Source organism: Pseudomonas sp. HN2 (assembly GCF_020736465.1).
Lineage (GTDB): Bacteria > Pseudomonadota > Gammaproteobacteria > Pseudomonadales > Pseudomonadaceae > Aquipseudomonas > Aquipseudomonas moraviensis_A.
The window spans coordinates 1,779,063-1,800,194 of sequence record NZ_CP085885.1 but is presented as its reverse complement, the minus strand read 5'-3'; the positions used below and the strand labels follow the sequence as shown (position 1 = coordinate 1,800,194).

Below are 21,132 nucleotides of genomic sequence, written 5' to 3'. Positions count from 1 at the left end.
CACTCCTGATGCTTCTATATAAGGAAAAGACTTACCAACGAAACCGCAACGACGGTGCCACCGCTGCCGGGGTTGGCGCTGCAACCGCCGGCGCACCCTCGACGGCTGGCTGCACAGGTGCCGCTGGAACCGCCGCTTCGGCAGGCAGCTCCTGCAATTTCGCCAGCGACAATTGCGCGCGCAACTGATCGGCGCTGCCATTGACCCGATAGACGATGCGATCGCCCTGCACGCTCTGCAGACGCACGCCGAACGGTTCGAGTAACCGCAGCAGCGCCGCATAATGCTCCAGATTCATGCCCTGCACTTCCAGAGTCTGCTGACCCGATGCGCCGGGCTTGGCAACGAATCGCGGCGCCAGACGCTCGGCCACCGCCAGCATCACCGCATCGGCAACCGCAGCCTGGTCGGCGCCCTGCACGCTGCCGGCCTCTTTCTGATCGCCGAGCCACAGCCGCCATTTCGCCTGCCACTGCCCGCTCTCTTCACGGGCATGCACCGCGAGCAAGGCGTCAGCGTTGTAGCGTTCCGAAGCACTGCGCAGGGGCGCGGGATCAGCACTTTCCAGCGCCGGCGCAGTGGCGACGAGTTGTTCGCTGAGATCCGCCAGCGGCAGACGCAGTGGCAAACCGCGATGTTGCGCAGCCGTGCGCAACGTTGAGGCAGCGGCCTGACCGTCACCGACCAGACTCGCACCTTCAGTCGAATCGTTCAGCCACCAGCTCAAAATCGACGGCCGACTGGCGCCCCACACCGGCAGCCCGGCGCGGCGCAACGCCTGCTCGGTGGTTGCCGGATCGAAATCGACTTTCAGCACTTCCGGGGGGCCGGCATCGAAACCGAACTGGCTGATGATCTGCTGCGGGTCCTTGCGGATCGGTGCCAGCCCCGGGCTCTGCGCGGCTTTCGGGTCGCCGGTCAGGCGCAGCACCAGGGTATCGAGCGCTGCCTGCGTGGCGCGATCGCGCTCTTGCGCAGCCTGGCCGTTGACCGGCTGACGCACCTGATAAAGGCCTTTGAGGTTTTCGGCATGGCTCGCCAGGCTGACCAGTGTCAGGCAGCCCACAAATAAAAATTTACAAAAACGCATGGAAAATTCCCGTCGACAGGAGCGGCTGGAACACGCCGCGTGAACCGTTTGAGCAAGGCTGTGACCCCCTCCTCGGGCAAAACATTCACACGGTAGCGGTAAGTTTTTGCACAGTCCTAACGATAGACGGTTAATCGCCACACCTTATACAGGCAGTCATCCCCTGCGATTGCAAAAAATTTCCGCCGATATGGCCCTGCCCGTCGGTGCGAGGATGGCCGCTGCCCCTCAAGCCTGATAAAATCGCGCGCCTTCGCAGACCGGCAACAGCCGGGCCCCTCGAAACTCGCGTGAGGCGATCGCCCATCGAGTTCGACGTTCCCGCTGGACTCGGTCGTTACCCCCTGAATCCCCTCCCCTAAAGGCCTGGATCATGAGCAAGCAACCCTCCCTGAGCTACAAGGACGCCGGTGTAGACATCGACGCCGGTGAAGCATTGGTCGAACGCATCAAGAGCGTCGCCAAGCGCACTGCGCGCCCGGAAGTCATGGGCGGCCTGGGCGGTTTCGGCGCCCTCTGCGAAATCCCGGCCGGCTACAAGCAGCCGGTGCTGGTCTCCGGCACCGACGGCGTCGGCACCAAGCTGCGTCTGGCGCTGAACCTGAACAAGCACGACAGCATCGGCATCGACCTGGTCGCCATGTGCGTCAACGACCTGGTGGTGTGCGGCGCCGAGCCGCTGTTCTTCCTTGACTACTACGCCACCGGCAAACTCAACGTCGACACCGCTGCCCAGGTTGTGACCGGCATCGGCGCTGGCTGCGAACTGTCGGGTTGCTCGCTGGTCGGCGGCGAAACCGCTGAAATGCCAGGCATGTACGAAGGCGAAGACTACGACCTGGCCGGCTTCTGCGTTGGCGTCGTGGAAAAATCGGAAATCATCGACGGCTCGAAAGTCGCCACCGGTGACGCGCTGATCGCCCTGCCATCGTCCGGCCCACACTCCAACGGCTACTCGCTGATCCGCAAGATCATCGAAGTCTCCGGCGCCGACATCGAGAACACCCAGCTCGACGGCAAACCGCTGACCGACCTGCTGATGGCCCCGACCCGCATCTACGTCAAGCCACTGCTCAAGCTGATCAAAGACACTGGCGCGGTCAAGGCCATGGCCCACATCACCGGTGGCGGCCTGCTCGACAACATTCCGCGCGTACTGCCAAAAGGCGCTCAGGCTGTAGTTGATGTTGCCAGCTGGACTCGCCCGGCCGTGTTCGACTGGCTGCAAGAGAAAGGCAACGTTGACGAAACCGAGATGCACCGCGTGCTCAACTGCGGCGTCGGCATGGTCATCTGCGTGGCTCAGGAGCACGTCGAAGTTGCCCTGAACACCCTGCGTGACGCCGGCGAGCAGCCTTGGGTCATCGGTCAGATCGCCGTGGCCGCCGAAGGCGCTGCGCAGGTCGAGCTGAAGAACCTCAAGGCCCACTGATGCCAAAGCCCTGTGATGTCGTGGTGCTGTTGTCCGGCACCGGCAGTAACTTGCAGGCTCTGATCGACAGCACGCGGACCGGCGACAGCCCGGTCCGCATCGCTGCGGTGATTTCCAACCGCGCCGACGCCTACGGCCTGCAACGCGCCCGCGACGCGGGTATCGCCACCCGCTCGCTGGATCACAAGGCATTCGAGGGCCGCGAGGCCTTCGATGCCGCGCTGATCGAACTGATCGATCAATTCAACCCGAAACTCGTGGTACTGGCAGGTTTCATGCGCATTCTCAGCGCTGATTTCGTTCGCCACTATCAGGGTCGCCTGCTCAACATCCACCCGTCGTTGCTGCCCAAATACAAAGGGTTACACACTCATCAGCGCGCGCTGGAGGCCGGCGACACGGAACATGGCTGCTCCGTACACTTTGTCACCGAGGAACTCGATGGCGGACCACTGGTCGTACAGGCAGTATTACCGGTAGAGTTGCACGACACGCCGCAGAGTCTGGCGCAACGAGTCCACGCTCAGGAACACCTGATCTATCCGATGGCGGTACGCTGGTTTGCCGAAGGCAGACTGACACTCGGAGACCAGGGTGCTTTACTCGACGGCCAGCTACTCGCCGCCAGCGGCCACTTGATTCGAAACTAGGAGATATTATGCGTCGCGCCCTGCTCTTCGCCTGCGCTCTGCTCGCCCTGCCCTTCGCGCAGGCAGCGGACCTTCAACCGTTCTCCGCCAGCTACACCGCCGACTGGAAGCAGCTGCCCATGAGCGGCACCGCCGAACGCAGCCTGACCAAGGAAGCCAACGGCGTCTGGAAACTCAGCTTCAAGGCGTCGATGATGATCGCCAGCCTGACCGAAGAAAGCACCCTGAAGCTGGACAAGGACACCTTGCTGCCGCAGTCCTACCACTTCGAACGCGGCGGTCTGGGCAAAGCGAAAAAGGCTGATCTGGACTTCGACTGGGCCAATAAGCTGGTGACCGGCACCGACCGTGGCGACGCGGTGAAGATCCCGCTGAACCGTGGCATGGTCGACAAGTCGACCTACCAGCTGGCGCTGCAACATGACGTCGCCGCCGGCAAGAAAAGCATGAGCTATCAGGTCGTCGATGATGGCGAAGTCGATACCTACGACTTCCGCGTACTGGGTTCGGAAAAGGTCGACACCAAGGCCGGCCAGATCGACGCGATCAAGGTCGAACGCGTGCGCGACCCGACACAAAGCAAGCGCATCACCGTGCTGTGGTTCGCCAAGGATTGGGATTACCTGTTGGTGCGTCTGCAGCAGGTCGAGACTGACGGCAAGGAGTACAACATCATGCTCCAGGACGGCACGGTCAACGGCAAGACTGTCAAAGGCAGCTGATCCATAGCAGAACAAAGAGCCCCGCGAATGCGGGGCTTTTGTTTATCTGCTCAACGATACTGCGCGGCGGCCCTACCCCTCACCCCAGCCCTCTCCCGAGGGAGAGGAAGCCGAGCGAGGTGCCTGCCGCTATCCATCGACCTGAGAAACCGAGTCGAATATGGATTGCAAAGCATCGCACGATCAGTCCCCTCTCCCTCCGGGAGAGGGTTAGGGTGAGGGGCTTTTGAAGGTCAAACTCAGACAGAAAACCGCGCCACCATCCCATTCAGATCCACTGCCAAACGCGACAGATCCTGACTCGCAGCACTGGTCTGATTGGCCCCCGCCGAGGTCTGCATCGCCAGATCCCGGATGTTCATCAGATTGCGATCCACCTCGCGCGCCACCGCGGCTTGTTCTTCCGAGGCACTGGCGATCACCAGGTTGCGCTCGTTGATCAAGGTGAACGCCGAGGCAATTTCCTCCAGAGCAGAACCTGCGCTCTTGGCTAATTCCAGGGTCGAACGCGCCCGTGCGTTGCTTTGCTGCATTGAGCTGACAGCCGAATCGGTGCCCTGCTGGATCCCGCCGATCATCTGCTCGATTTCCTGAGTCGACTGCTGAGTGCGATGAGCCAGCGCGCGCACTTCATCGGCAACCACCGCAAAGCCACGCCCGGCATCGCCGGCGCGGGCCGCTTCGATCGCGGCGTTGAGGGCGAGCAGATTGGTCTGTTCAGCAATCGAGCGAATCACGTCCAGCACTTTGCTGATGCCATGAACCTTTTGCGCCAACGCTTCAACCTGCGCCGCGTTGTTGGTGACGTCACCGGCGAGAAACTCGATCGACGTCACCGTCTGCTGCACCTGCTCGCGACCTTGCCGAGCGATGCGGTCGGATTCGCGGGAAGCTTCGGACGTGGCGACAGCGTTGTTCGCCACCTCTTCCACCGCAGCCGTCATCTGATTGACCGCCGTGGCGGCCTGCTCGATTTCCTGACTTTGCTGGTGCAGACCGCGCGTGGCGTCTTCAGTGACACTGCTCAACTCCTCGGCCGCCGAGGCCAGTTGCGTGGACGACTCGGAGATGCGCCGGATCGTGTCGCGCAGATTGTGCTGCATGCTTTTCAGCGCTTGCAGCAAGCGCGCCGGTTCGTCTTTGCCTGCGATGTGAATATCACCGGTCAAATCCCCGCTGGCCACCACTTCAGCCACGCTGAGCGATTGCGACAATGGCACGACGATGCTGCGTGTCAGCAGCAGTGCCAGGCCAATGGTGATCAGTGCGGCCATGGCGATCATCACCCCGACCCACACCCGCGATTGACTGAACACCAACCGTGCAGCCTCGGTGGCCAGGTTGGCGTTGTGTTTATTCATCTCGACCAGATCGCGCAGAGTCACGGCAATCTCATCGGCCAGTGGACTCATCTGATCATTGAGAATCGCGGAGGCCTCAGCGACCCGATTCTGCGCTGACAGCTGTAGGACTTGTGCCTGCAGCTCGAGGTATTTGTGCTCGGCAACCTTGAAGCGATCAAACAGCGCACGCTCTTCAGGCAAGGCGATCAACCGGTCATAGCGCTGCTGCGCTTCGCTCAAGCCACTGCGCAGTTCGTTGAGCTTGGCGACGTTCTGCTCCAGTGCCTTGGGGTCACGGTTGAGCAACAGGCGCATGGTCAATGCGCGCAGACGCAGCATGTCCTGACTCATTTCCCCGACCGCCATCACGCTTGGCAGCCAGTTGTTGTCGACTTCATCGGACTGCGCACGCATGTTCGACATTTGCAGCAAGGCGAACGCCCCAAGGGCGAACACCATCAAGGCCAGCAGGCCGAAACCCAGACCGGCGCGCGGGGCAATATTGAGACTACGGATATTCATGACACTGGCTCCTTCCAAAAAGCGCTGCATCAGCCTGCAGCGGGTTGCTTTAGAAGGTATCGGCATTGCAAGAAAATTGCGTAAGACGAAAAGGCGATAGGCAGACGAGCGGCTAGTTCGAACCCCTGGCCTTGACGTTTCAGCGCTGACTAGCGGTTCTGCCTGGATCGCGGGGCAGTATGGCCAGGAAGTTGTCACGAGCGACTTTACGCGCCACCCCTTCCGGCAAGGCATCCAGGAACGGGCGGTAAGCGTGCATCTCCTTACCGAGCTTGTTGAATCGTCCTACCACGTCAGAGCCAAGCATGAAGCGCTCGGGGTATTTCTCCACCAGCGCCAGCCATTCCGCGCGCGGCTTGCCCTGCTCGTCCAACAGGTACGGCGTGAGCATGCTCCACGACAGGTCGATAAACAGATTCGGATAGGCCTCAAGCATGCGCGTCAGGGTCGGCAAGAGAAACGGCAACTGGGTCTGATGCCGATGAATCTCGGCGCTGGTACCGGCATGCGCCCAGATGAATCGTGTGTGCGGGTGATTGCGCAGCGGCTCTTCCACTTCCTTCAGGTACAGCGGATTTTTCTCACGCTTGGAGGTGATGTTGGAATGCAGCATCACCGGCAGATCGTTTTCCGCGGCGAGGTGATAGATCTTGGTCATTGCCTCGTTGTTGGCCCGGGGCGTGTCGCCGGAGGTCAGCGCCGTCAGATCGTCGTGCCGGGTAAACACCTCGCCGATGCCCTGCCACAACCCCGGATACAGGTCGAGCATGCGCTGGATGTGCGCAGCGGAGTTTTTGTCGTTGGGATTGAAGCCGGACAGGAACGGATGAAAGTACTGGCGCTGCTCCGGCGCGAGTTTTTGCACCGCGTCGGCGATGATCACGTCGGTGGCGCTGTACCAATAGGCATCGGCATCATCACCGGCGTAGTAACGCGGGCGCTTGGGTTCGTCTTCATGCCATTTCTTCGCCACGGGAATGCCGGAAATCATCACGTGCTCGATGGAGTTTTCCTTCATGGCCGTAAGCAATTTCTGCATGCCGGCGCTTTCCTGGAAAAAATCCACGTAATGCAGGTGCGCATCGCTGTAGGTGTATTCGCGGGCGCCCGCGCTTCCAGCGAACAGCAGCAGACAGGCAAGACTCAGACGAGACAAGGACACAAGTAATCTCCGGCAGATGGGCATAGCCTAGACCGCGCCCGAACGACAAGGGTTCATCCCTGCCAAAAAGCGGAACGCCAACTGCCGGGAATGCTCTATAACTGCAAGGTCTGTTTTGATCGAACGATTTTTCCTGCCGCCTGTGAGGTTTCCATGACTGTCACCGTCAATACCGTCTCTGCCGAAGGTTTTCGTCATACCGTCCAGATCGACGATCACGAATTGTTTGCCGACGTACCGAAAACCGCCGGCGGTGAAGGCACCGCGCCGGAGCCGCACGACTACTTCGATGCCGCTCTCGGTGCCTGCAAAGCGCTGACCCTGAAAATGTACGCGAAGAAAAAAGACATCCCGCTCACCGGCGTGGGTGTCGAAGTCAAGCGCGACAACAGCGAAGAGCAGAAAGGCAAATACGCCCTGCACGTCACCCTGACGCTCAAAGGCGTACTGACCGACGCCCAGCGCGAGGAACTGCTGCGTGTGGCCGATCGCTGCCCGATTCACAAGCTGATGACCACCAGCGAAGTCAGCATCGAAACCCACGCGCCACAAGGCTTCGACAGCCAATAATCCTCCCGATGCCAGCGGCGGGTTATGCTTCTGGCATCACCCGCTCAGCCTGGAATGCACCATGGACATGCCACTCCTGATCATCCGCCCACGCGCCGAAGACGTCGAAGGCCAGCCGATCCTGCGCCCGCTGCCGTCAGCCAAATGCCGCAACGTCGGGCCTTTCGTGTTTTTCGACCACATGCTCGAAACGATTTATCCGACGGGCAAAGGGATGGACATCCGACAGCACCCGCACATCGGTCTGTCGACCCTGACCTATCTGTTCGAAGGGCAACTGCAGCACAAAGACAGTCTTGGCTCCGATCAGGTGGTCGGTGCTGGCGATGTCAGCTGGATGACCGCTGGCAGCGCCATCGCCCATGTCGAGCGCACCCCTGCGCCGCTGCTTGCCGAGACCTTCACCTTGCATGGCTTGCAAGTCTGGCTGGCCTCACCCAGGGAATACGAACAGGGCCCGGGGCATTACAGCCATCACCCGGCTGCGACACTTCCGGTCAGCGATAACCTTGGCGTGCAGATTCGGATGATTGCCGGGTCAGGTTTTTGCCTGGAATCGCCAGTGCCGGTGCTTGCTCCTACGCTGTATGCCGAAGTGAAAATGCAGACTGCGACCACACTGCTGATTCCGACCGAGCATCAAGAGCGCGCGGTGTATGTGTTGAGCGGCGATGCGCAATTGAATGGCGAGGCGGTTGAGCCGCATGCGCTGGTGGTGTTGCCCGCTGGCGAAGAAATGAGTCTGTTTGCTGAAAGCGATGTACACGCGGTGGTGTTCGGCGGTGCGCCGCTGGACGGTCCGAGACGGATCAACTGGAATTTCGTCGCCAGTGATCCGGCGGCGATTGATGAAGCCAGGCGGAAGTGGGCGGCTAAGGACTGGCCGACGGTGCCGGGGGAAGTCGAGCGGATCGAACTACCGCGCTAGGCCGCTTACCCTCACCCCAGCCCTCTCCCAGAGGGAGAGGGAGCCGACCGAGGTGTCTTGCGTTATACATCGACCTGAAAAATCCCGGCGATTATGGATTCGCCTATTCACGTTCAGGTCGACGTCACTCCCGAGCCCCCCCAATCAGTCCCCTCTCCCAGAAGTAGAGGGAGCCGAACGAGCTGGCTTGCGTTATACATCGACCTGAAAAATCCCGGCGATTATGGATTCGCCTATTCACGTTCAGGTCGACGTCACTCCCGAGCACCCCCCAATCAGCCCCCTCTCCCAGAGGGAGAGGGAGCCGACCGAGCTGGCTTGCGTTATACATCGACCTGAAAAATCCCGGCGATTATGGATTCGCCTATTCACGTTCAGATCGACGTCACTCCCGAGCATCCCCCAATCAGTCCCCTCTCCCTCCGGGAGAGGGCTAGGGTGAGGGGCTTTTCGCTTTTAGCCGTTGAACACTTCATCCAGCAGATCATGCATCGACTTGAACGCGCGCTTGGCGGTCTTTGCGTCGTACATCATTTTGCCCGGCACGTTGGCGTGCGGATCGGTAAACGAGTGCACCGCACCGCCGTAGCTGAGCAGTTGCCAATCGACGTTCGCCGCGTTCATTTCATCTTCGAACGCCGGCAGTTGCTCCTTCGGCACCAACGGATCGGATGCGCCATGCAGCACCAGCACCGAGCCCTTGATGTTCTGCGCATCCGCCGGATTCGGCGAATCCAGCGTGCCGTGGAATGACACCGCCGCTTTCACAGGCGCGCCAGTGCGAGCCAGGTCCAGCGCGCAGCAACCACCGAAGCAGAAACCGAACACCGCCAGTTTCGACGTATCAACCGTTGCTTCGCCCTGGCTTTGCAATTGCTCGAAGGCCATTTGCAGACGTTTGCGCAGCAGCGCACGGTCGTCCTTGAGCGGCATCATCGCTGCCAGCGCCTCATCAGCATTCTGCGGACGCACGGTCTGGCCGTAGACATCTGCGATCAGTACCACGTAACCCTCGGCGGCCACCGCTTTGGCGATGTCTTCGGCGCCGGCGCTGACGCCCATCCAGTTCGGCGCCATCAGCAAACCCGGGCGCGCGGCCTTGTGCTCGGCGTCGAAGGCAAGGCGACCTTCATAGGCTTGGCCGTCGATCTGATAGACCACGGAACGTACAGTGACTTGGCTCATTTCTGACTCCTGATTGGGTAGACACCAGAACGAAAAAACCCGCCGAAGCGGGTTTTTCCTACAACGTGATCAAACCGACAGTTCAACCAGCAGCTTGTTCAGACGGCGCACATAAGCGGCCGGATCCTTCAAGCTGTCGCCCGCAGCCAGGGCGGCCTGATCGAAGAGGATGTGCGACAGATCGCCAAAACGCTCTTCGCTCTGCTCGCCATCGAGTTTCTCGATCAGCGGGTGGCTTGGGTTGAATTCGAAGATCGGCTTCGAATCCGGGACTTTCTGCCCGCTCGCTTCGAGGATCTGGCGCATTTGCAGGCCCAGGTCCTGTTCGCCGATGGCCAGAATGGCCGGCGAATCGGTCAGACGATGGGATACGCGGACTTCAGCCACGGAATCGCCCAGCGCAGTTTTCAGACGCTCGACCAGACCTTCTTTGGACTTGGCGACTTCTTCTGCAGCTTTCTTGTCCTCTTCCGAGTCCAGGTTGCCCAGATCGAGGTCACCACGCGCCACGTCGACAAAGGTCTTGCCGTCGAACTCGCTGAGGTAGCTCATCAGCCACTCGTCGATGCGGTCGGTCAACAGCAGCACTTCGATGCCTTTCTTGCGGAAGACTTCCAAGTGCGGGCTGTTCTTGACCTGCGCGTAGGTTTCGCCGGTGAGGTAGTAGATCTTGTCCTGACCTTCCTTGGCGCGTGCCAGGTAGTCAGCCAGACCGACAACCTGCTCGCCGTCGTCGCCCTGGGTCGATGCGAAACGCAGCAGACCGGCAATTTTCTCTTTGTTGGCGAAGTCTTCTGCCGGGCCTTCTTTCATGACCTGACCGAAGTTCTTCCAGAAGCCCTTGTATTGCTCAGGCTCGTTCTTCGCCAGTTTTTCCAGCATGTCGAGCACACGTTTGGTCAGCGCGGTTTTCATCGAATCGATGATCGGGTCTTTCTGCAGGATTTCCCGCGACACGTTCAGCGACAGGTCATTGGAATCGACCACGCCTTTGATGAAGCGCAGGTACAGCGGCAGGAACGACTCGGCCTGATCCATTACAAACACACGCTGCACGTACAGCTTCAGGCCCTTCGGCGCTTCACGCTGGTACAGGTCGAACGGCGCGCGGGCCGGTACGTACAGCAGCGAGCTGTACTCGAGCTTGCCTTCGACCTTGTTGTGGCTCCACGACAGCGGATTCTCGAAATCGTGAGCGATGTGTTTGTAGAACTCCTGGTATTCCTCGTCCTTCACCTCAGTGCGCGGACGGGTCCACAAGGCGCTGGCGCGGTTGACGGTTTCCCATTCAACGGCAGGAGCCTCTTCGCCTTCGGCCGGGGTAACTTCCTTCGGCAGTTCGATCGGCAAAGCGATGTGATCGGAATACTTCTTGATGATATTGCGCAGACGCCAGCCATCAGCGAACTCGTCTTCACCGGACTTCAGGTGCAGGACGATGCGGGTGCCGCGCTCTGGCTTGTCGATGGTGGCGACTTCAAACTCGCCCTCGCCTTTCGACGACCAGTGCACGCCTTCGCTGGCATCGGTGCCGGCGCGACGGCTGTAGACATCAACCTTGTCGGCGACGATGAACGCCGAGTAGAAGCCCACACCGAACTGGCCGATCAGGTGCGAATCTTTTTTCTGATCGCCGGACAGGTTTTTCATGAAATCGGCGGTGCCGGATTTGGCGATGGTCCCCAGGTGGGTGATCACATCGTCACGGTTCATGCCGATACCGTTGTCTTCGAGGGTGACGGTCTTGGCGTCCTTGTCGAAGCTCACACGGATTTTCAGGTCAGCGCCACCTTCGAGCAACTCAGGCCTGGCCAGGGCTTCGAAGCGCAGCTTGTCGACAGCGTCAGAGGCGTTCGAGATCAATTCGCGCAGGAAAATTTCCTTATTCGAATACAGCGAATGGATCATGAGGTGCAGCAGCTGCTTTACCTCGGTCTGGAAGCCCAGGGTTTCCTTTTGAGTTTCCACACTCATGGTCATCAAACTCCAATCAGATGGCATTGGCCGCGACCCGAATGGTCTGCGGCGGGTTGTCATCTGAGTTGGGGGCGCTGTTCAGGATTTCAAGGGCTCATCGATTTTGAAGTGCGCGCGGGCGGTGGCGATCGGTTCGCCCTCGGTACTCTGCCACGCAGTGACCGCGACGTTGGCCACGCGCCGGCCCTGACGGCAGACCTGACACCTGGCCCAAGTGTCTCGAAACTGCCCGGCGCGCAGGTAATCGAGGGAAAAATCGATGATCTTCGGCACACCCGGCGTGCCGGTGAAAATCAGCAAATGCAGGGCTGCGGCCAGCTCCATGAAGCCGGCAATCACCCCGCCGTGGATGGCCGGCAATAAAGGGTTACCAATGTTGTCCTTGTTCGCCGGTAGCTTGAACAGCAGCTCATCGCCGACCCGCGAACATTCGATACCTATCAGCCCGGCATAAGGGATCAACACCAGCAGCGGCGCGTAATCGCCCTGCGCGTGGGCCTGTTGCAGCTGTTCCCTGAGGTCGACGCTCATTTCCCGCCTCCCTTTATAGCGCCCGCGAATCCTCTGCTGCCCTTCAGACCGATGCCCATGCGCATGAACGTGCCGACGACATGGGCGATCGGCTGCTCGGGATTGTCCTGGTAGGCGAAACCACGGGCAAAGATCACGTCAGTGGTGACGCGGTAGCACTGGGCAAAGCCGTACACGGCTTTGTTCGGTTCAGCGGCGTGCATGTAGTCGATGCGCAGATCAAGGGTCGGACAGACTTCGAACTCCGGCAGTACGCACAAGGTCGACATACCGCAGGCGGTGTCCATCAACGACGTAATGGCGCCGCCATGGATGACTCCGGTTTCGGGATTACCAACGATTTTTTCGCTATAGGGCAGGATCACTGTCATGCCTTCGCTGGAGGCACTGTGTACCTGCAGACCCAAGACCTGACAGTGACGCAATGCCGATAAAAAACGCGTGGCGCGCTCAAAAACGGGGTTTTCGGCCATGTGATAATTACTCGCGTTTGGGCCTTGTGCCAGTAGTGAGAAAAGCGGCAAAAGTTCCGTGATAAAACAAACTTATATATCTGAAACAAATGAGGAACTTAACCCGTAGCGCCGAGTTCTTAAGGCCAGTAGTTATTTTCCATAAGGAGATACACCCCATGCGTAAGACTTTAGCTATTGCCTTGATGTTGACCGCTTCCCTCGGTCTCGCTGCCTGCGATAAAAAATCCGAGGACAAAGCTCAAGATGCCAACCAACATGCTGAGCAGGCTCAGCAAGACATGAACAAAGCTCAGGATAAAGTGAACGACGCAGCAAAAGAAAACGCCGAAGCTGCCAAAGCTCAGGCTGAATCGAACGCCGCTGCTCAAGAAGAAGCCGCCAAAAAGCAATAAGCTTTCTGGTGTGAAAAGAAAACCCGCCAAGTGCGGGTTTTCTTTTGCCTGCGATTTACCGGTTATAGCAACACGGTTCTAAAAGTCGGACTAATCATCAGCAACAACGAGCAGATGAAGCCAACTAGCCACATCAGGCTGCGTAACTTCGCCAGGTCGGCCAGATAGAACCACAGATAGAGGATTCGCGAGATCACGAAGATGATCGCCAGCGCATCGATCAGCCAGCCTGCGGTTTGCGTGGTGTGCGCCATCAGCACACCGACGGCGAACAGGATGAAGGCTTCGATGCTGTTCTGATGGGCCGCCAGCGCTCGCGCACCGAAGCCGGTCAACTGTGCCTGCTGCTGACGGGGCTGATGATTGTCATACCCACCCTGCTCTTTCATGGCCTTGGCCACCGGCATGCGCGCCACATAAATCAATAAAGCACTGATAAACACACACCAGAACGGAATACTCATCAAACAGCCTCTTTGTTTGCCTCAGGGACGGGCGCCTCTGTAGGGGTATAGACCATGACATCGAGAACGTCGGAATGAAACTCGCGGCGATACAGAACCACCACGACGCCCGCGCTCATGATCATGAATAACCACGGGCTGACGAACCACGCCAGCATACTCATGCCGAAGTAGTAAGAACGCAGGCCGAAGTTGAACTGGTTGGCCGCCATCGAGATCACCCGCGCCGCCCGCGATGCGAACGCCTTGCGCTCTTGCTCGGTGACCTGGCGCTCGCCGATCATCGGCGCCGAACCGACCAGAATCGCGGCGAAGTTGTACTGCCGCATGCACCAGCTGAACGTGAAGAACGCGTAGACGAACACCAATGCCAGACACAGCAATTTGATCTCCGACATGCCCTGCGACGCCTGCTGCACCATCGGAATATCCGCCAACAACGACACGGCCCGTTCGGACGCACCGAGCACGGTGAGGATACCGGCGAGGATGATCAGCGTGCTGGAGGCGAAGAACGAGGCGTTGCGTTCCAGATTGCCGATCACGCTGGCGTCGGCGATACGGTTGTCACGCAGGAGCATGCGCCGCATCCAGTCTTCGCGGTACAGGTGCAACACGCTGGCCAGACACGCCGTGTCGCGGGCCTTCCAGGAGGCATAACGGGTGTAACCGCCCCAGCAGATGACAAACCAGACAGCGGCGAGCAGGTGGATCAGATTGGCTTGGATGAACGACATGCAATTCCCTGTGAGATGTAAACGCTGTACACCTGTAGAAGTGAGCCTGCTCGCGATAGCGGTTCGTCAGTCAGCACGGTGTTGACTGACGAACCGCTATCGCGAGCAGGCTCACTGCTACATAAAAGCTAAGCAACCCTTCGACGTTAGCTCAGCAAAAAAGACACTGCCTCACGCGCATAAAAAATGCCCCGTATCGATTGATACGGGGCATTTCTGTTTAACCGTGCCTGACCCGTTTGTGGCGGGTCATATCACGTCAGGCAGTGACTTCGCTGCGCTTGCCCAGCAGGCGATCGCACACCACGGCGACCACCAGGGTCATCACGCACGGCACCAGCCACGCCAGCCCCTGCTCGCTCAACGGCAGATGGGTAAGCTGAGTTGGCATCCAGTCGGCCAGACCGGCGCCTTTCAAGGCATCGATGGTGCCGAACAGGAACGACACCAGCATCACCGGGCCAAGAATCCGCGCGTGCTCATGCCAGAAATCCTTGCAGAAGCTCAGCGCAACCAGAACGATGCACGGCGGGTAGATCGCAGTGAGCACCGGAATCGAGAAGGCAATGAGCTTGGTCAGACCGAGGTTGGAGACCAGCAGCGAAAACGCCGCAAGGATAACCACCAGAGTCTTGTAGGACAGTGGCAGCACACGGCTGAAATACTCAGCGCAGGCGCAGGTCAGGCCGACCGCCGTGACCAGACACGCCAGCGAGATCAGTACAGCGAGGAAACCGCTGCCCAGCGAGCCGAAGGTGTGTTGCACGTAGGCATGCAACACCGCCGCACCGTTGGTGGCGCCGACCGCGACTTCATGGCTGCCGGAACCGAGGCGGAACAGGCTGACGTAGACCAGCGCCAGACCGACACCGGCAATCAGCCCGGCGATGATCGCGTAACGGGTGATCAACGCCGGTGATTCGACGCCACGGGAGCGGATCGCGTTGACGATGACGATGCCGAATACCAGCGCGCCGAGGGTATCCATGGTCAGGTAACCATTGATGAAGCCCTGGGAGAACGGCGCCGCCACATATTCCGGCGTGCCGTGACCGATGTCACCCGCCGGCAAGACGAATGCTGCGATACCCAGCACTGCCAGCGCAATGATTTTCAGCGGCGCGAGGAAGCGGCCGACGGTATCCAGCAAACGCCCAGGGTAGAGCGAAACAAAGAACACCAGCAGGAAGTACACCGAGCTGTAGAGAAACAGCGCCAGCGGGCTTTCGCCGGTCAACGGCGCCAGACCCACCTCGAACGATACGGTCGCGGTACGCGGGGTGGCGAACAGTGGACCCACCGCCAGATAGCACGCCGCCGCGAGGATACCGCCAGCGATCTTGCCGATCGGGCTGCTCAACGCATCCATGGCGCCGCCGACCTTGGCCAGCGCCACCACGGTGATCACCGGCAAACCTACCGCGGTGATCAGAAAGCCCAATGCAGCCATCCAGACGTGAGGCCCGGCCTGCAAGCCGACGATCGGCGGGAAGATGATGTTACCGGCCCCGACAAACAGGGCGAACGTCATAAAACCAAGTGCCAGGATGTCCTGACCTTTCAAAACTTTCATTAAGGTAATACCACACTACTGAAATCGGAATTTAGAGGGGGATTGCCCTGTTGGATTAGGGAAATGCTGTCGATCCGTATGGGACTGACCCTTAAAGCGCGTAGCTGCCTTGTGGGCGGCGGACGCAAAAATGGCTGCCAGCCTAACGAATTCGGCTGATAAACGCACTGTTAGAGGGCGAACTATCCGATACGCGACGTTTCAGTGTCGCGTTTACATAAGAAAAGCAGCAGCAGGCTACAAGTTTCAAGCTGCAAGCTTCCATCTTGCAGCTAACCGCTTGGAGCTTGCTGCTGCTCTGAAACGACAAAGGCCACCCGAGGGTGGCCTTTGTTGCTGGAGCTAAAAAGTCAGCCGTGGCTTACTTCTTCACTTCCCAGCCAGTCAGCTCGGCCAGGGCCTTGCCGATGTCTGCCAGCGAACGCACGGTTTTCACGCCTGCGTCTTGCAGCGCAGCGAATTTTTCGTCTGCAGTGCCTTTGCCGCCAGAGATGATTGCGCCAGCATGGCCCATGCGCTTGCCCGGAGGAGCAGTCACACCAGCGATGTAGGAAACAACCGGCTTGGTTACGTTTGCCTTGATGTAGGCAGCCGCTTCTTCTTCAGCCGAACCGCCGATCTCGCCGATCATTACGATCGCTTCGGTCTTCGGGTCTTCCTGGAACAGTTTCAGGATGTCGATGAAGTTCGAACCCGGGATCGGGTCACCGCCGATGCCGACGCAAGTCGACTGACCGAAACCGGCGTCAGTGGTCTGCTTCACAGCTTCGTAGGTCAGGGTGCCGGAACGCGAAACGATACCGACCTTGCCTGGCAAGTGAATGTGACCTGGCATGATGCCGATCTTGCATTCGCCTGGGGTGATCACGCCTGGGCAGTTAGGGCCGATCAGGACTACGCCCAGTTCGTCGCACTTAACTTTGGCGTCCAGCATGTCCAGGGTAGGAATGCCTTCGGTGATGCAGACGATCAGCTTGATGCCGCCGAATGCCGCTTCCAGGATCGAGTCCTTGCAGAACGGAGCAGGAACGTAGATCACGCTGGCGGTAGCGCCGGTGGCAGCTACTGCGTCTTTGACGGTGTTGAACACTGGCAGACCCAGGTGCTCGGTGCCGCCTTTGCCAGGAGTTACGCCACCAACCATCTTGGTGCCGTATTCGATGGCTTGCTGGGTGTGGAAACTACCTTGCGAACCGGTAATACCCTGGCAGATAACTTTGGTGTCTTTATTGATCAGGACGCTCATTACTTGCCCTCCGCAGCTTTGACAACTTGTTGAGCAGCGTCGGTCAGGCTGGTAGCAGCGATGATGTTCAAACCGCTTTCTGCCAGTACTTTAGCGCCCAGCTCAGCGTTGTTGCCTTCAAGGCGAACAACAACCGGGATTTTCACGCCGACTTCTTTCACGGCGCCGATGATGCCTTCGGCAATCATGTCGCAGCGAACGATGCCGCCGAAGATGTTGACCAGTACTGCCGCGACGTTCTGGTCGGACAGGATGATCTTGAACGCTTCAGTAACGCGTTCCTTGGTTGCGCCACCACCTACGTCGAGGAAGTTGGCTGGCTTGCCGCCATGCAGGTTGACGATGTCCATGGTACCCATGGCCAGACCGGCACCGTTGACCATGCAGCCGATGTTGCCTTCCAGGGCTACGTAGTTCAGTTCGAACTTGGCAGCGTGCGCTTCGCGCGGATCGTCCTGCGACGGATCGTGGAAAGCCTTCAGCTTAGGCTGACGGTACATGGCGTTGGCGTCGATGTTGATCTTGGCGTCGAGGCAGTGCAGATCGCCGTCAGCCTTGATCACCAGCGGGTTCACTTCCAGCAGAGCCAGGTCGTGGTCTTTGAACAGTTTGGCCAGACCTACGAAGATCTTGGCGAACTGAGTGACCTGCTTGCCTTCCAGACCCAGCTGGAATGCCAGCTCGCGACCCTGGGATGGCTGAGCGCCAACCAGTGGATCGATAGTGGCCTTGAGAATTTTTTCTGGCGTGTCGTGAGCGATTTTCTCGATGTCCACGCCACCTTCGGTGGAAGCCATGAACACGATGCGACGGCTCGAACGGTCAACGACAGCGCCCAGGTACAGCTCTTTAGCGATATCAGTGCACGATTCAACCAGGATCTTGGTGACTGGCTGGCCATTGGCGTCAGTCTGGTAAGTCACCAGACGCTTGCCCAGCCATTGCTGTGCGAAGGCCTTGGCGTCTTCTTTGCTGCGAACCAGCTTTACGCCGCCCGCTTTACCGCGACCACCGGCGTGAACCTGGGCTTTGACGACCCACTCGTTGCCGCCGATCTTGTCGCAAGCTTCTGCTGCTGCTTCCGGGGTGTCTACTGCGTAACCAGTGGAAACTGGCAGGCCGTATTCAGCGAACAGCTGCTTACCCTGATACTCGTGAAGATTCATGCTTTTTACCGTCTTCGTTAGGTACTGCGCATTCGGCGCTGCGCTCGTTTGAGTGCCGCGCCACCTGTGACTGCTGCTTGCGTAGCTGAGCTACGCAAGACTGCGTCCGGGGGACATTCCGCGGTGAGTCTTGCTCGCAAGGCTCACGACGGGCCGCTACCGCCGTGGTTTCTTATTGTGTGTCTTAACGCTTCTTGCGGTTGGCAATGTGAATGGCGCCGCCATTCACTGCCAGAGCAGCTTCGTGCAAGGCTTCGGACAGGGTCGGATGGGAGAAAACCATCATGCCCAGGTCTTCAGCGCTGGTGCCGAATTCCATACCGATCGCGCCCTGCTGAACCAGTTCCGCAGCGCTCGGGCCAATCACGTGCACGCCCAATACGCGGTCGGTCTTGGCATCGGCGATGACCTTGACGAAACCACCGGTATCGTTGGCAGCCATGGCACGGCCGGAAGCGGCGAACGGGAAGGTGCCGACGTTGACTTCAACGCCTTCGGCCTTCAGCGCCTGCTCGGTTTTGCCAACCCACGCGATTTCCGGGTGAGTATAAATAACCGAAGGGATCAAATCATAGTTCATCTGAGCCTTGTGGCCTTTGATGCGCTCGACAACCATGATGCCTTCTTCCGAAGCCTTGTGGGCCAGCATCATGCCGCGAACCACGTCGCCAATGGCGAAGACGCCCGGTACGGCGGTGACGCAGTGGTCATCGACCGCGATGAAACCGCGCTCGTCGATTTCCACGCCGCAGTCGGCAGACAGCAGATCAGTGGTCACCGGACGGCGACCAACGGCAACGATCAGCTTGTCGAAAGTGATGGTCTGTTCGCCGTTGGCATCGGTGTAGTTGACGACAACTTCTTCACCGTTGACTTTCGAACCGGTAACACGAGCGCCCAGCTTGATGTCCAGACCCTGTTTGGTCAGGGTTTTCAGCGCTTCCTTGGAAACAGCGGTGTCCGCTGCCATCAGGAAAGTGTCCAGCGCTTCCAGAACAACCACTTCGGAGCCCAGACGCGACCATACCGAACCCAGTTCCAGACCGATCACACCAGCGCCGATCACGCCCAGACGCTTGGGTACGGACTGGAATTCCAGAGCGCCCGTCGAATCGACGATGACTTTCTGGTCAACCGGAGCCGGTGGGATGTCGATCGGACGCGAACCTGGCGCGAGGATGACGTTTTCCGCTTCGATGACTTCAACCGAACCGTCAGGCTTGGTGACTTCGACTTTCTTGCCGGCCAGCAGCTTGCCGTGGCCCTGGATCGAAGTAACGCCGTTGGCCTTGAACAGGGTGGCAACGCCGCCGGTCAGGTTTTTGACGATGCCAGCCTTGCGGCCAACCATCGCAGCGACGTCCATTTTGACTTCGCCGGTCGAGATACCGTGAACGTTGAAGCTCTCTTTGGCTTCCTTGTATTTCCACGAGCTGTCGAGCAGCGCCTTGGAAGGAATGCAACCCACGTTCAGGCAGGTACCGCCCAGGGCTTGCTTGCCCTCTGCGTCGGTGTACTTCTCGATGCAGGCAGTGGTCAGGCCCAACTGCGCAGCCTTGATGGCCGCTACATAGCCACCAGGGCCGGCACCGATCACTACTACGTCAAATTTCTGCGACATTCAAAAAATCCTCTTTAGCAATAAAGCTACAAGCCGCAAGCTTCAAGCTGCAAGCCCACCCGCTCGCCTTGAGCTTGAGGCTTGTAGCTAAAAGCTTGCAGCTGCTTTTTAGATATCCAGCAACAGACGAGCCGGATCTTCCAGCAGGTTCTTGATGGTCACCAGGAAGGTCACAGCTTCTTTGCCATCGATCAGACGGTGATCGTAGGACAGTGCCAGGTACATCATCGGACGGATCACGACCTGACCGTTGATGGCCATTGGACGCTGGATGATGTTGTGCATGCCCAGAATCGCTGCCTGCGGCGGGTTGACGATTGGCGTCGACATCATCGAACCGAAGGTACCACCGTTGGTGATGGTGAAGGTACCACCGGTCATCTCGTCCATCGACAGTTTGCCGTCACGGGCTTTCTTGCCGAAGGTTGCGATGCCGCCTTCGATTTCCGCCAGGCTCATCAGCTCGGCGTTACGCAGAACCGGTACCACCAGGCCACGGTCGCTGGAAACGGCAACGCCGATGTCCGCGTAGCCGTGGTAAACGATGTCGCCGCCGTCGATCGACGCATTGACAGCCGGGAAGCGTTTCAGCGCTTCGGTGGCCGCTTTCACGAAGAACGACATGAAGCCCAGGCGTACGCCGTTGTGCGACTTCTCGAACAGGTCCTTGTACTTCGAACGCAGAGCCATGACTTCAGTCATGTCGACTTCGTTGAACGTGGTCAGCATCGCCATGTTCGACTGGGCTTCAACCAGACGCTTGGCCACGGTGGCACGTACGCGGGTCATCGGTACGCGCTTCTCGATGCGGTCGCCGGCAGCGAACACAGGCGCAGCGGCCGAAGGAGCGGCAGCCTTGGCAGGCGCGGCAGCCGGAGTGGCTTTCTTGGCAGCAACAGCTGCAACCACGTCTTCCTTGGTCACACGACCACCCTTGCCGGTGCCGGCAACGGAAGCGATGTTGATGCCGTTTTCTTCAGCCAGTTTGCGTGCAGCCGGTGCTGCGATCGGATCATCTTCGCCATCGGCAGCAGCTGGTGCGGCAGCGGCAGTAGCAGCCGGAGCAGCAGCGGCGGCTGGAGCAGCGGCAGCAGCGCCGCCCTCTTCGATCGAGCCCAGGACCTGGTTCGACAGAACGGTAGCGCCCTCTTCGGCAACGATTGCGCCCAGCACGCCGTCCGCTTCAGCCAACACTTCGAGCACGACCTTGTCGGTTTCGATGTCGACGATCAGGTCGTCACGCTTGACGGCCTCACCTGGTTTCTTGTGCCAGGTGGCAACGGTGCCATCGGCAACCGATTCCGGGAATGACGGGGCTTTGATTTCGATAGCCATTATCTGTGGG

The 21,132-nt window shown here is 59.3% G+C and carries 20 protein-coding genes; 6 read left to right on the top strand and 14 right to left on the bottom strand.

Translation table 11 applies throughout. The annotated features are described in order from the left end of the window. Positions 1 to 31 precede the first annotated feature (31 nt). A complete protein-coding gene (locus tag LIS66_RS07940) occupies positions 32 to 1,090 on the bottom strand; it encodes a DUF2066 domain-containing protein (protein ID WP_042607600.1) in 1,059 nt (352 codons plus the stop codon). A gap of 373 nt (positions 1,091 to 1,463) precedes the next feature. Here LIS66_RS07940 and purM point away from each other — a divergent pair, with 373 nt between their 5' ends. The 3 genes from purM to LIS66_RS07925 are packed head-to-tail and all read left to right on the top strand — an operon-like array spanning position 1,464 to position 3,894. Further along, positions 1,464 to 2,522, top strand: coding sequence for a phosphoribosylformylglycinamidine cyclo-ligase (gene purM / locus LIS66_RS07935; protein ID WP_039763675.1), 1,059 nt, complete (start codon positions 1,464 to 1,466; stop codon positions 2,520 to 2,522). Continuing rightward, positions 2,522 to 3,172: a phosphoribosylglycinamide formyltransferase gene (gene purN / locus LIS66_RS07930; protein WP_227973939.1), complete on the top strand. Its 651-nt coding sequence runs from the start codon at positions 2,522 to 2,524 to the stop codon at positions 3,170 to 3,172. The genes purM and purN overlap by 1 nt, the downstream gene beginning before the upstream one ends. Before the next feature lie 8 nt (positions 3,173 to 3,180). After that, the gene (locus LIS66_RS07925; RefSeq protein ID WP_016773693.1) at positions 3,181 to 3,894 is read left to right on the top strand and encodes a DUF3108 domain-containing protein; all 714 of its coding nucleotides are present in this window, start codon (positions 3,181 to 3,183) and stop codon (positions 3,892 to 3,894) included. A gap of 239 nt (positions 3,895 to 4,133) precedes the next feature. Here the strand turns inward: LIS66_RS07925 and LIS66_RS07920 are convergent, their stop codons facing one another. Together LIS66_RS07920 and LIS66_RS07915 are read right to left on the bottom strand one after the other, a co-directional pair. Continuing rightward, the gene (locus LIS66_RS07920; protein WP_042607597.1) at positions 4,134 to 5,759 is read right to left on the bottom strand and encodes a methyl-accepting chemotaxis protein; all 1,626 of its coding nucleotides are present in this window, start codon (positions 5,757 to 5,759) and stop codon (positions 4,134 to 4,136) included. A 139-nt stretch (positions 5,760 to 5,898) separates the two neighbouring features. Then, positions 5,899 to 6,945 carry an amidohydrolase family protein gene (locus LIS66_RS07915; protein WP_416220743.1) on the bottom strand — a complete coding sequence of 349 codons (1,047 nt, stop codon included), beginning with the start codon at positions 6,943 to 6,945 and terminating at the stop codon, positions 5,899 to 5,901. Positions 6,946 to 7,074: 129 nt separating this feature from the next. On the opposite strand from LIS66_RS07915, the gene LIS66_RS07910 reads away from it, so the two are divergent. Together LIS66_RS07910 and LIS66_RS07905 are read left to right on the top strand one after the other, a co-directional pair. After that, positions 7,075 to 7,491 (top strand): OsmC family protein, encoded by a 417-nt coding sequence (locus LIS66_RS07910; RefSeq protein ID WP_042607595.1) that lies wholly within the window; start codon positions 7,075 to 7,077, stop codon positions 7,489 to 7,491. Positions 7,492 to 7,552: 61 nt separating this feature from the next. Next, positions 7,553 to 8,419, top strand: coding sequence for a pirin family protein (locus LIS66_RS07905; protein ID WP_042607594.1), 867 nt, complete (start codon positions 7,553 to 7,555; stop codon positions 8,417 to 8,419). 456 nt (positions 8,420 to 8,875) lie between these two features. Here the strand turns inward: LIS66_RS07905 and LIS66_RS07900 are convergent, their stop codons facing one another. From LIS66_RS07900 to LIS66_RS07885, 4 genes are all read right to left on the bottom strand, one after another. Further along, a complete protein-coding gene (locus tag LIS66_RS07900; protein ID WP_227973937.1) occupies positions 8,876 to 9,604 on the bottom strand; it encodes a dienelactone hydrolase family protein in 729 nt (242 codons plus the stop codon). A gap of 69 nt (positions 9,605 to 9,673) precedes the next feature. Continuing rightward, positions 9,674 to 11,578 carry a molecular chaperone HtpG gene (gene htpG, locus LIS66_RS07895; RefSeq protein ID WP_227973936.1) on the bottom strand — a complete coding sequence of 635 codons (1,905 nt, stop codon included), beginning with the start codon at positions 11,576 to 11,578 and terminating at the stop codon, positions 9,674 to 9,676. A gap of 81 nt (positions 11,579 to 11,659) precedes the next feature. Then, on the bottom strand, positions 11,660 to 12,112 hold the full coding sequence (locus tag LIS66_RS07890) for a PaaI family thioesterase (RefSeq protein WP_227973935.1): 453 nt from the start codon (positions 12,110 to 12,112) through the stop codon (positions 11,660 to 11,662). Beyond that, positions 12,109 to 12,585, bottom strand: coding sequence for a PaaI family thioesterase (locus LIS66_RS07885; protein ID WP_083353289.1), 477 nt, complete (start codon positions 12,583 to 12,585; stop codon positions 12,109 to 12,111). Before LIS66_RS07885 ends, LIS66_RS07890 begins: the two co-directional genes overlap by 4 nt. Positions 12,586 to 12,743: 158 nt before the next feature. Here LIS66_RS07885 and LIS66_RS07880 point away from each other — a divergent pair, with 158 nt between their 5' ends. Beyond that, on the top strand, positions 12,744 to 12,980 hold the full coding sequence (locus LIS66_RS07880) for a hypothetical protein (RefSeq protein WP_007959016.1): 237 nt from the start codon (positions 12,744 to 12,746) through the stop codon (positions 12,978 to 12,980). Positions 12,981 to 13,042: 62 nt separating this feature from the next. Here the strand turns inward: LIS66_RS07880 and LIS66_RS07875 are convergent, their stop codons facing one another. The 7 genes from LIS66_RS07875 to odhB all read right to left on the bottom strand — a co-directional run bounded on the left by LIS66_RS07875 (position 13,043) and on the right by odhB (position 21,122). After that, positions 13,043 to 13,444: an MAPEG family protein gene (locus tag LIS66_RS07875; protein ID WP_065615116.1), complete on the bottom strand. Its 402-nt coding sequence runs from the start codon at positions 13,442 to 13,444 to the stop codon at positions 13,043 to 13,045. Continuing rightward, on the bottom strand, positions 13,444 to 14,181 hold the full coding sequence (locus LIS66_RS07870) for a DUF599 domain-containing protein (RefSeq protein ID WP_042607589.1): 738 nt from the start codon (positions 14,179 to 14,181) through the stop codon (positions 13,444 to 13,446). The genes LIS66_RS07875 and LIS66_RS07870 overlap by 1 nt, the downstream gene beginning before the upstream one ends. A gap of 259 nt (positions 14,182 to 14,440) precedes the next feature. Beyond that, the gene (gene brnQ / locus LIS66_RS07865) at positions 14,441 to 15,754 is read right to left on the bottom strand and encodes a branched-chain amino acid transport system II carrier protein (protein ID WP_227973934.1); all 1,314 of its coding nucleotides are present in this window, start codon (positions 15,752 to 15,754) and stop codon (positions 14,441 to 14,443) included. A gap of 361 nt (positions 15,755 to 16,115) precedes the next feature. Next, the gene (sucD, locus tag LIS66_RS07860) at positions 16,116 to 17,000 is read right to left on the bottom strand and encodes a succinate--CoA ligase subunit alpha (RefSeq protein WP_016773680.1); all 885 of its coding nucleotides are present in this window, start codon (positions 16,998 to 17,000) and stop codon (positions 16,116 to 16,118) included. Then, the gene (sucC, locus tag LIS66_RS07855; RefSeq protein WP_016773679.1) at positions 17,000 to 18,166 is read right to left on the bottom strand and encodes an ADP-forming succinate--CoA ligase subunit beta; all 1,167 of its coding nucleotides are present in this window, start codon (positions 18,164 to 18,166) and stop codon (positions 17,000 to 17,002) included. Before sucC ends, sucD begins: the two co-directional genes overlap by 1 nt. Positions 18,167 to 18,350: 184 nt before the next feature. Next, entirely contained in the window at positions 18,351 to 19,787 is a 1,437-nt protein-coding gene (gene lpdA, locus LIS66_RS07850; protein ID WP_042607587.1) for a dihydrolipoyl dehydrogenase, read from the bottom strand. Between the two features lie 108 nt (positions 19,788 to 19,895). Continuing rightward, positions 19,896 to 21,122 (bottom strand): 2-oxoglutarate dehydrogenase complex dihydrolipoyllysine-residue succinyltransferase, encoded by a 1,227-nt coding sequence (odhB, locus tag LIS66_RS07845; RefSeq protein ID WP_227973933.1) that lies wholly within the window; start codon positions 21,120 to 21,122, stop codon positions 19,896 to 19,898. Between the last annotated feature and the right edge of the window lie 10 nt (positions 21,123 to 21,132).

Bases quoted from the DNA above. Each gene is read 5' to 3' on its own strand.
- LIS66_RS07910 (WP_042607595.1), top strand. From the start codon at position 7,075: ATGACTGTCACCGTCAATACCGTCTCTGCCGAAGGTTTTCGTCATACC.
- LIS66_RS07920 (WP_042607597.1), bottom strand. From the start codon at position 5,759: ATGAATATCCGTAGTCTCAATATTGCCCCGCGCGCCGGTCTGGGTTTC.
- lpdA (WP_042607587.1), bottom strand. From the start codon at position 19,787: ATGTCGCAGAAATTTGACGTAGTAGTGATCGGTGCCGGCCCTGGTGGC.
- sucC (WP_016773679.1), bottom strand. From the start codon at position 18,166: ATGAATCTTCACGAGTATCAGGGTAAGCAGCTGTTCGCTGAATACGGC.
- odhB (WP_227973933.1), bottom strand. From the start codon at position 21,122: ATGGCTATCGAAATCAAAGCCCCGTCATTCCCGGAATCGGTTGCCGAT.
- LIS66_RS07925 (WP_016773693.1), top strand. From the start codon at position 3,181: ATGCGTCGCGCCCTGCTCTTCGCCTGCGCTCTGCTCGCCCTGCCCTTC.
- htpG (WP_227973936.1), bottom strand. From the start codon at position 11,578: ATGAGTGTGGAAACTCAAAAGGAAACCCTGGGCTTCCAGACCGAGGTA.
- purN (WP_227973939.1), top strand. From the start codon at position 2,522: ATGCCAAAGCCCTGTGATGTCGTGGTGCTGTTGTCCGGCACCGGCAGT.
- LIS66_RS07885 (WP_083353289.1), bottom strand. From the start codon at position 12,585: ATGGCCGAAAACCCCGTTTTTGAGCGCGCCACGCGTTTTTTATCGGCA.
- LIS66_RS07890 (WP_227973935.1), bottom strand. From the start codon at position 12,112: ATGAGCGTCGACCTCAGGGAACAGCTGCAACAGGCCCACGCGCAGGGC.
- LIS66_RS07940 (WP_042607600.1), bottom strand. From the start codon at position 1,090: ATGCGTTTTTGTAAATTTTTATTTGTGGGCTGCCTGACACTGGTCAGC.
- sucD (WP_016773680.1), bottom strand. From the start codon at position 17,000: ATGAGCGTCCTGATCAATAAAGACACCAAAGTTATCTGCCAGGGTATT.
- LIS66_RS07900 (WP_227973937.1), bottom strand. From the start codon at position 9,604: ATGAGCCAAGTCACTGTACGTTCCGTGGTCTATCAGATCGACGGCCAA.
- LIS66_RS07915 (WP_416220743.1), bottom strand. From the start codon at position 6,945: ATGCCCATCTGCCGGAGATTACTTGTGTCCTTGTCTCGTCTGAGTCTT.
- LIS66_RS07905 (WP_042607594.1), top strand. From the start codon at position 7,553: ATGGACATGCCACTCCTGATCATCCGCCCACGCGCCGAAGACGTCGAA.
- LIS66_RS07870 (WP_042607589.1), bottom strand. From the start codon at position 14,181: ATGTCGTTCATCCAAGCCAATCTGATCCACCTGCTCGCCGCTGTCTGG.
- LIS66_RS07875 (WP_065615116.1), bottom strand. From the start codon at position 13,444: ATGAGTATTCCGTTCTGGTGTGTGTTTATCAGTGCTTTATTGATTTAT.
- LIS66_RS07880 (WP_007959016.1), top strand. From the start codon at position 12,744: ATGCGTAAGACTTTAGCTATTGCCTTGATGTTGACCGCTTCCCTCGGT.
- purM (WP_039763675.1), top strand. From the start codon at position 1,464: ATGAGCAAGCAACCCTCCCTGAGCTACAAGGACGCCGGTGTAGACATC.
- brnQ (WP_227973934.1), bottom strand. From the start codon at position 15,754: ATGAAAGTTTTGAAAGGTCAGGACATCCTGGCACTTGGTTTTATGACG.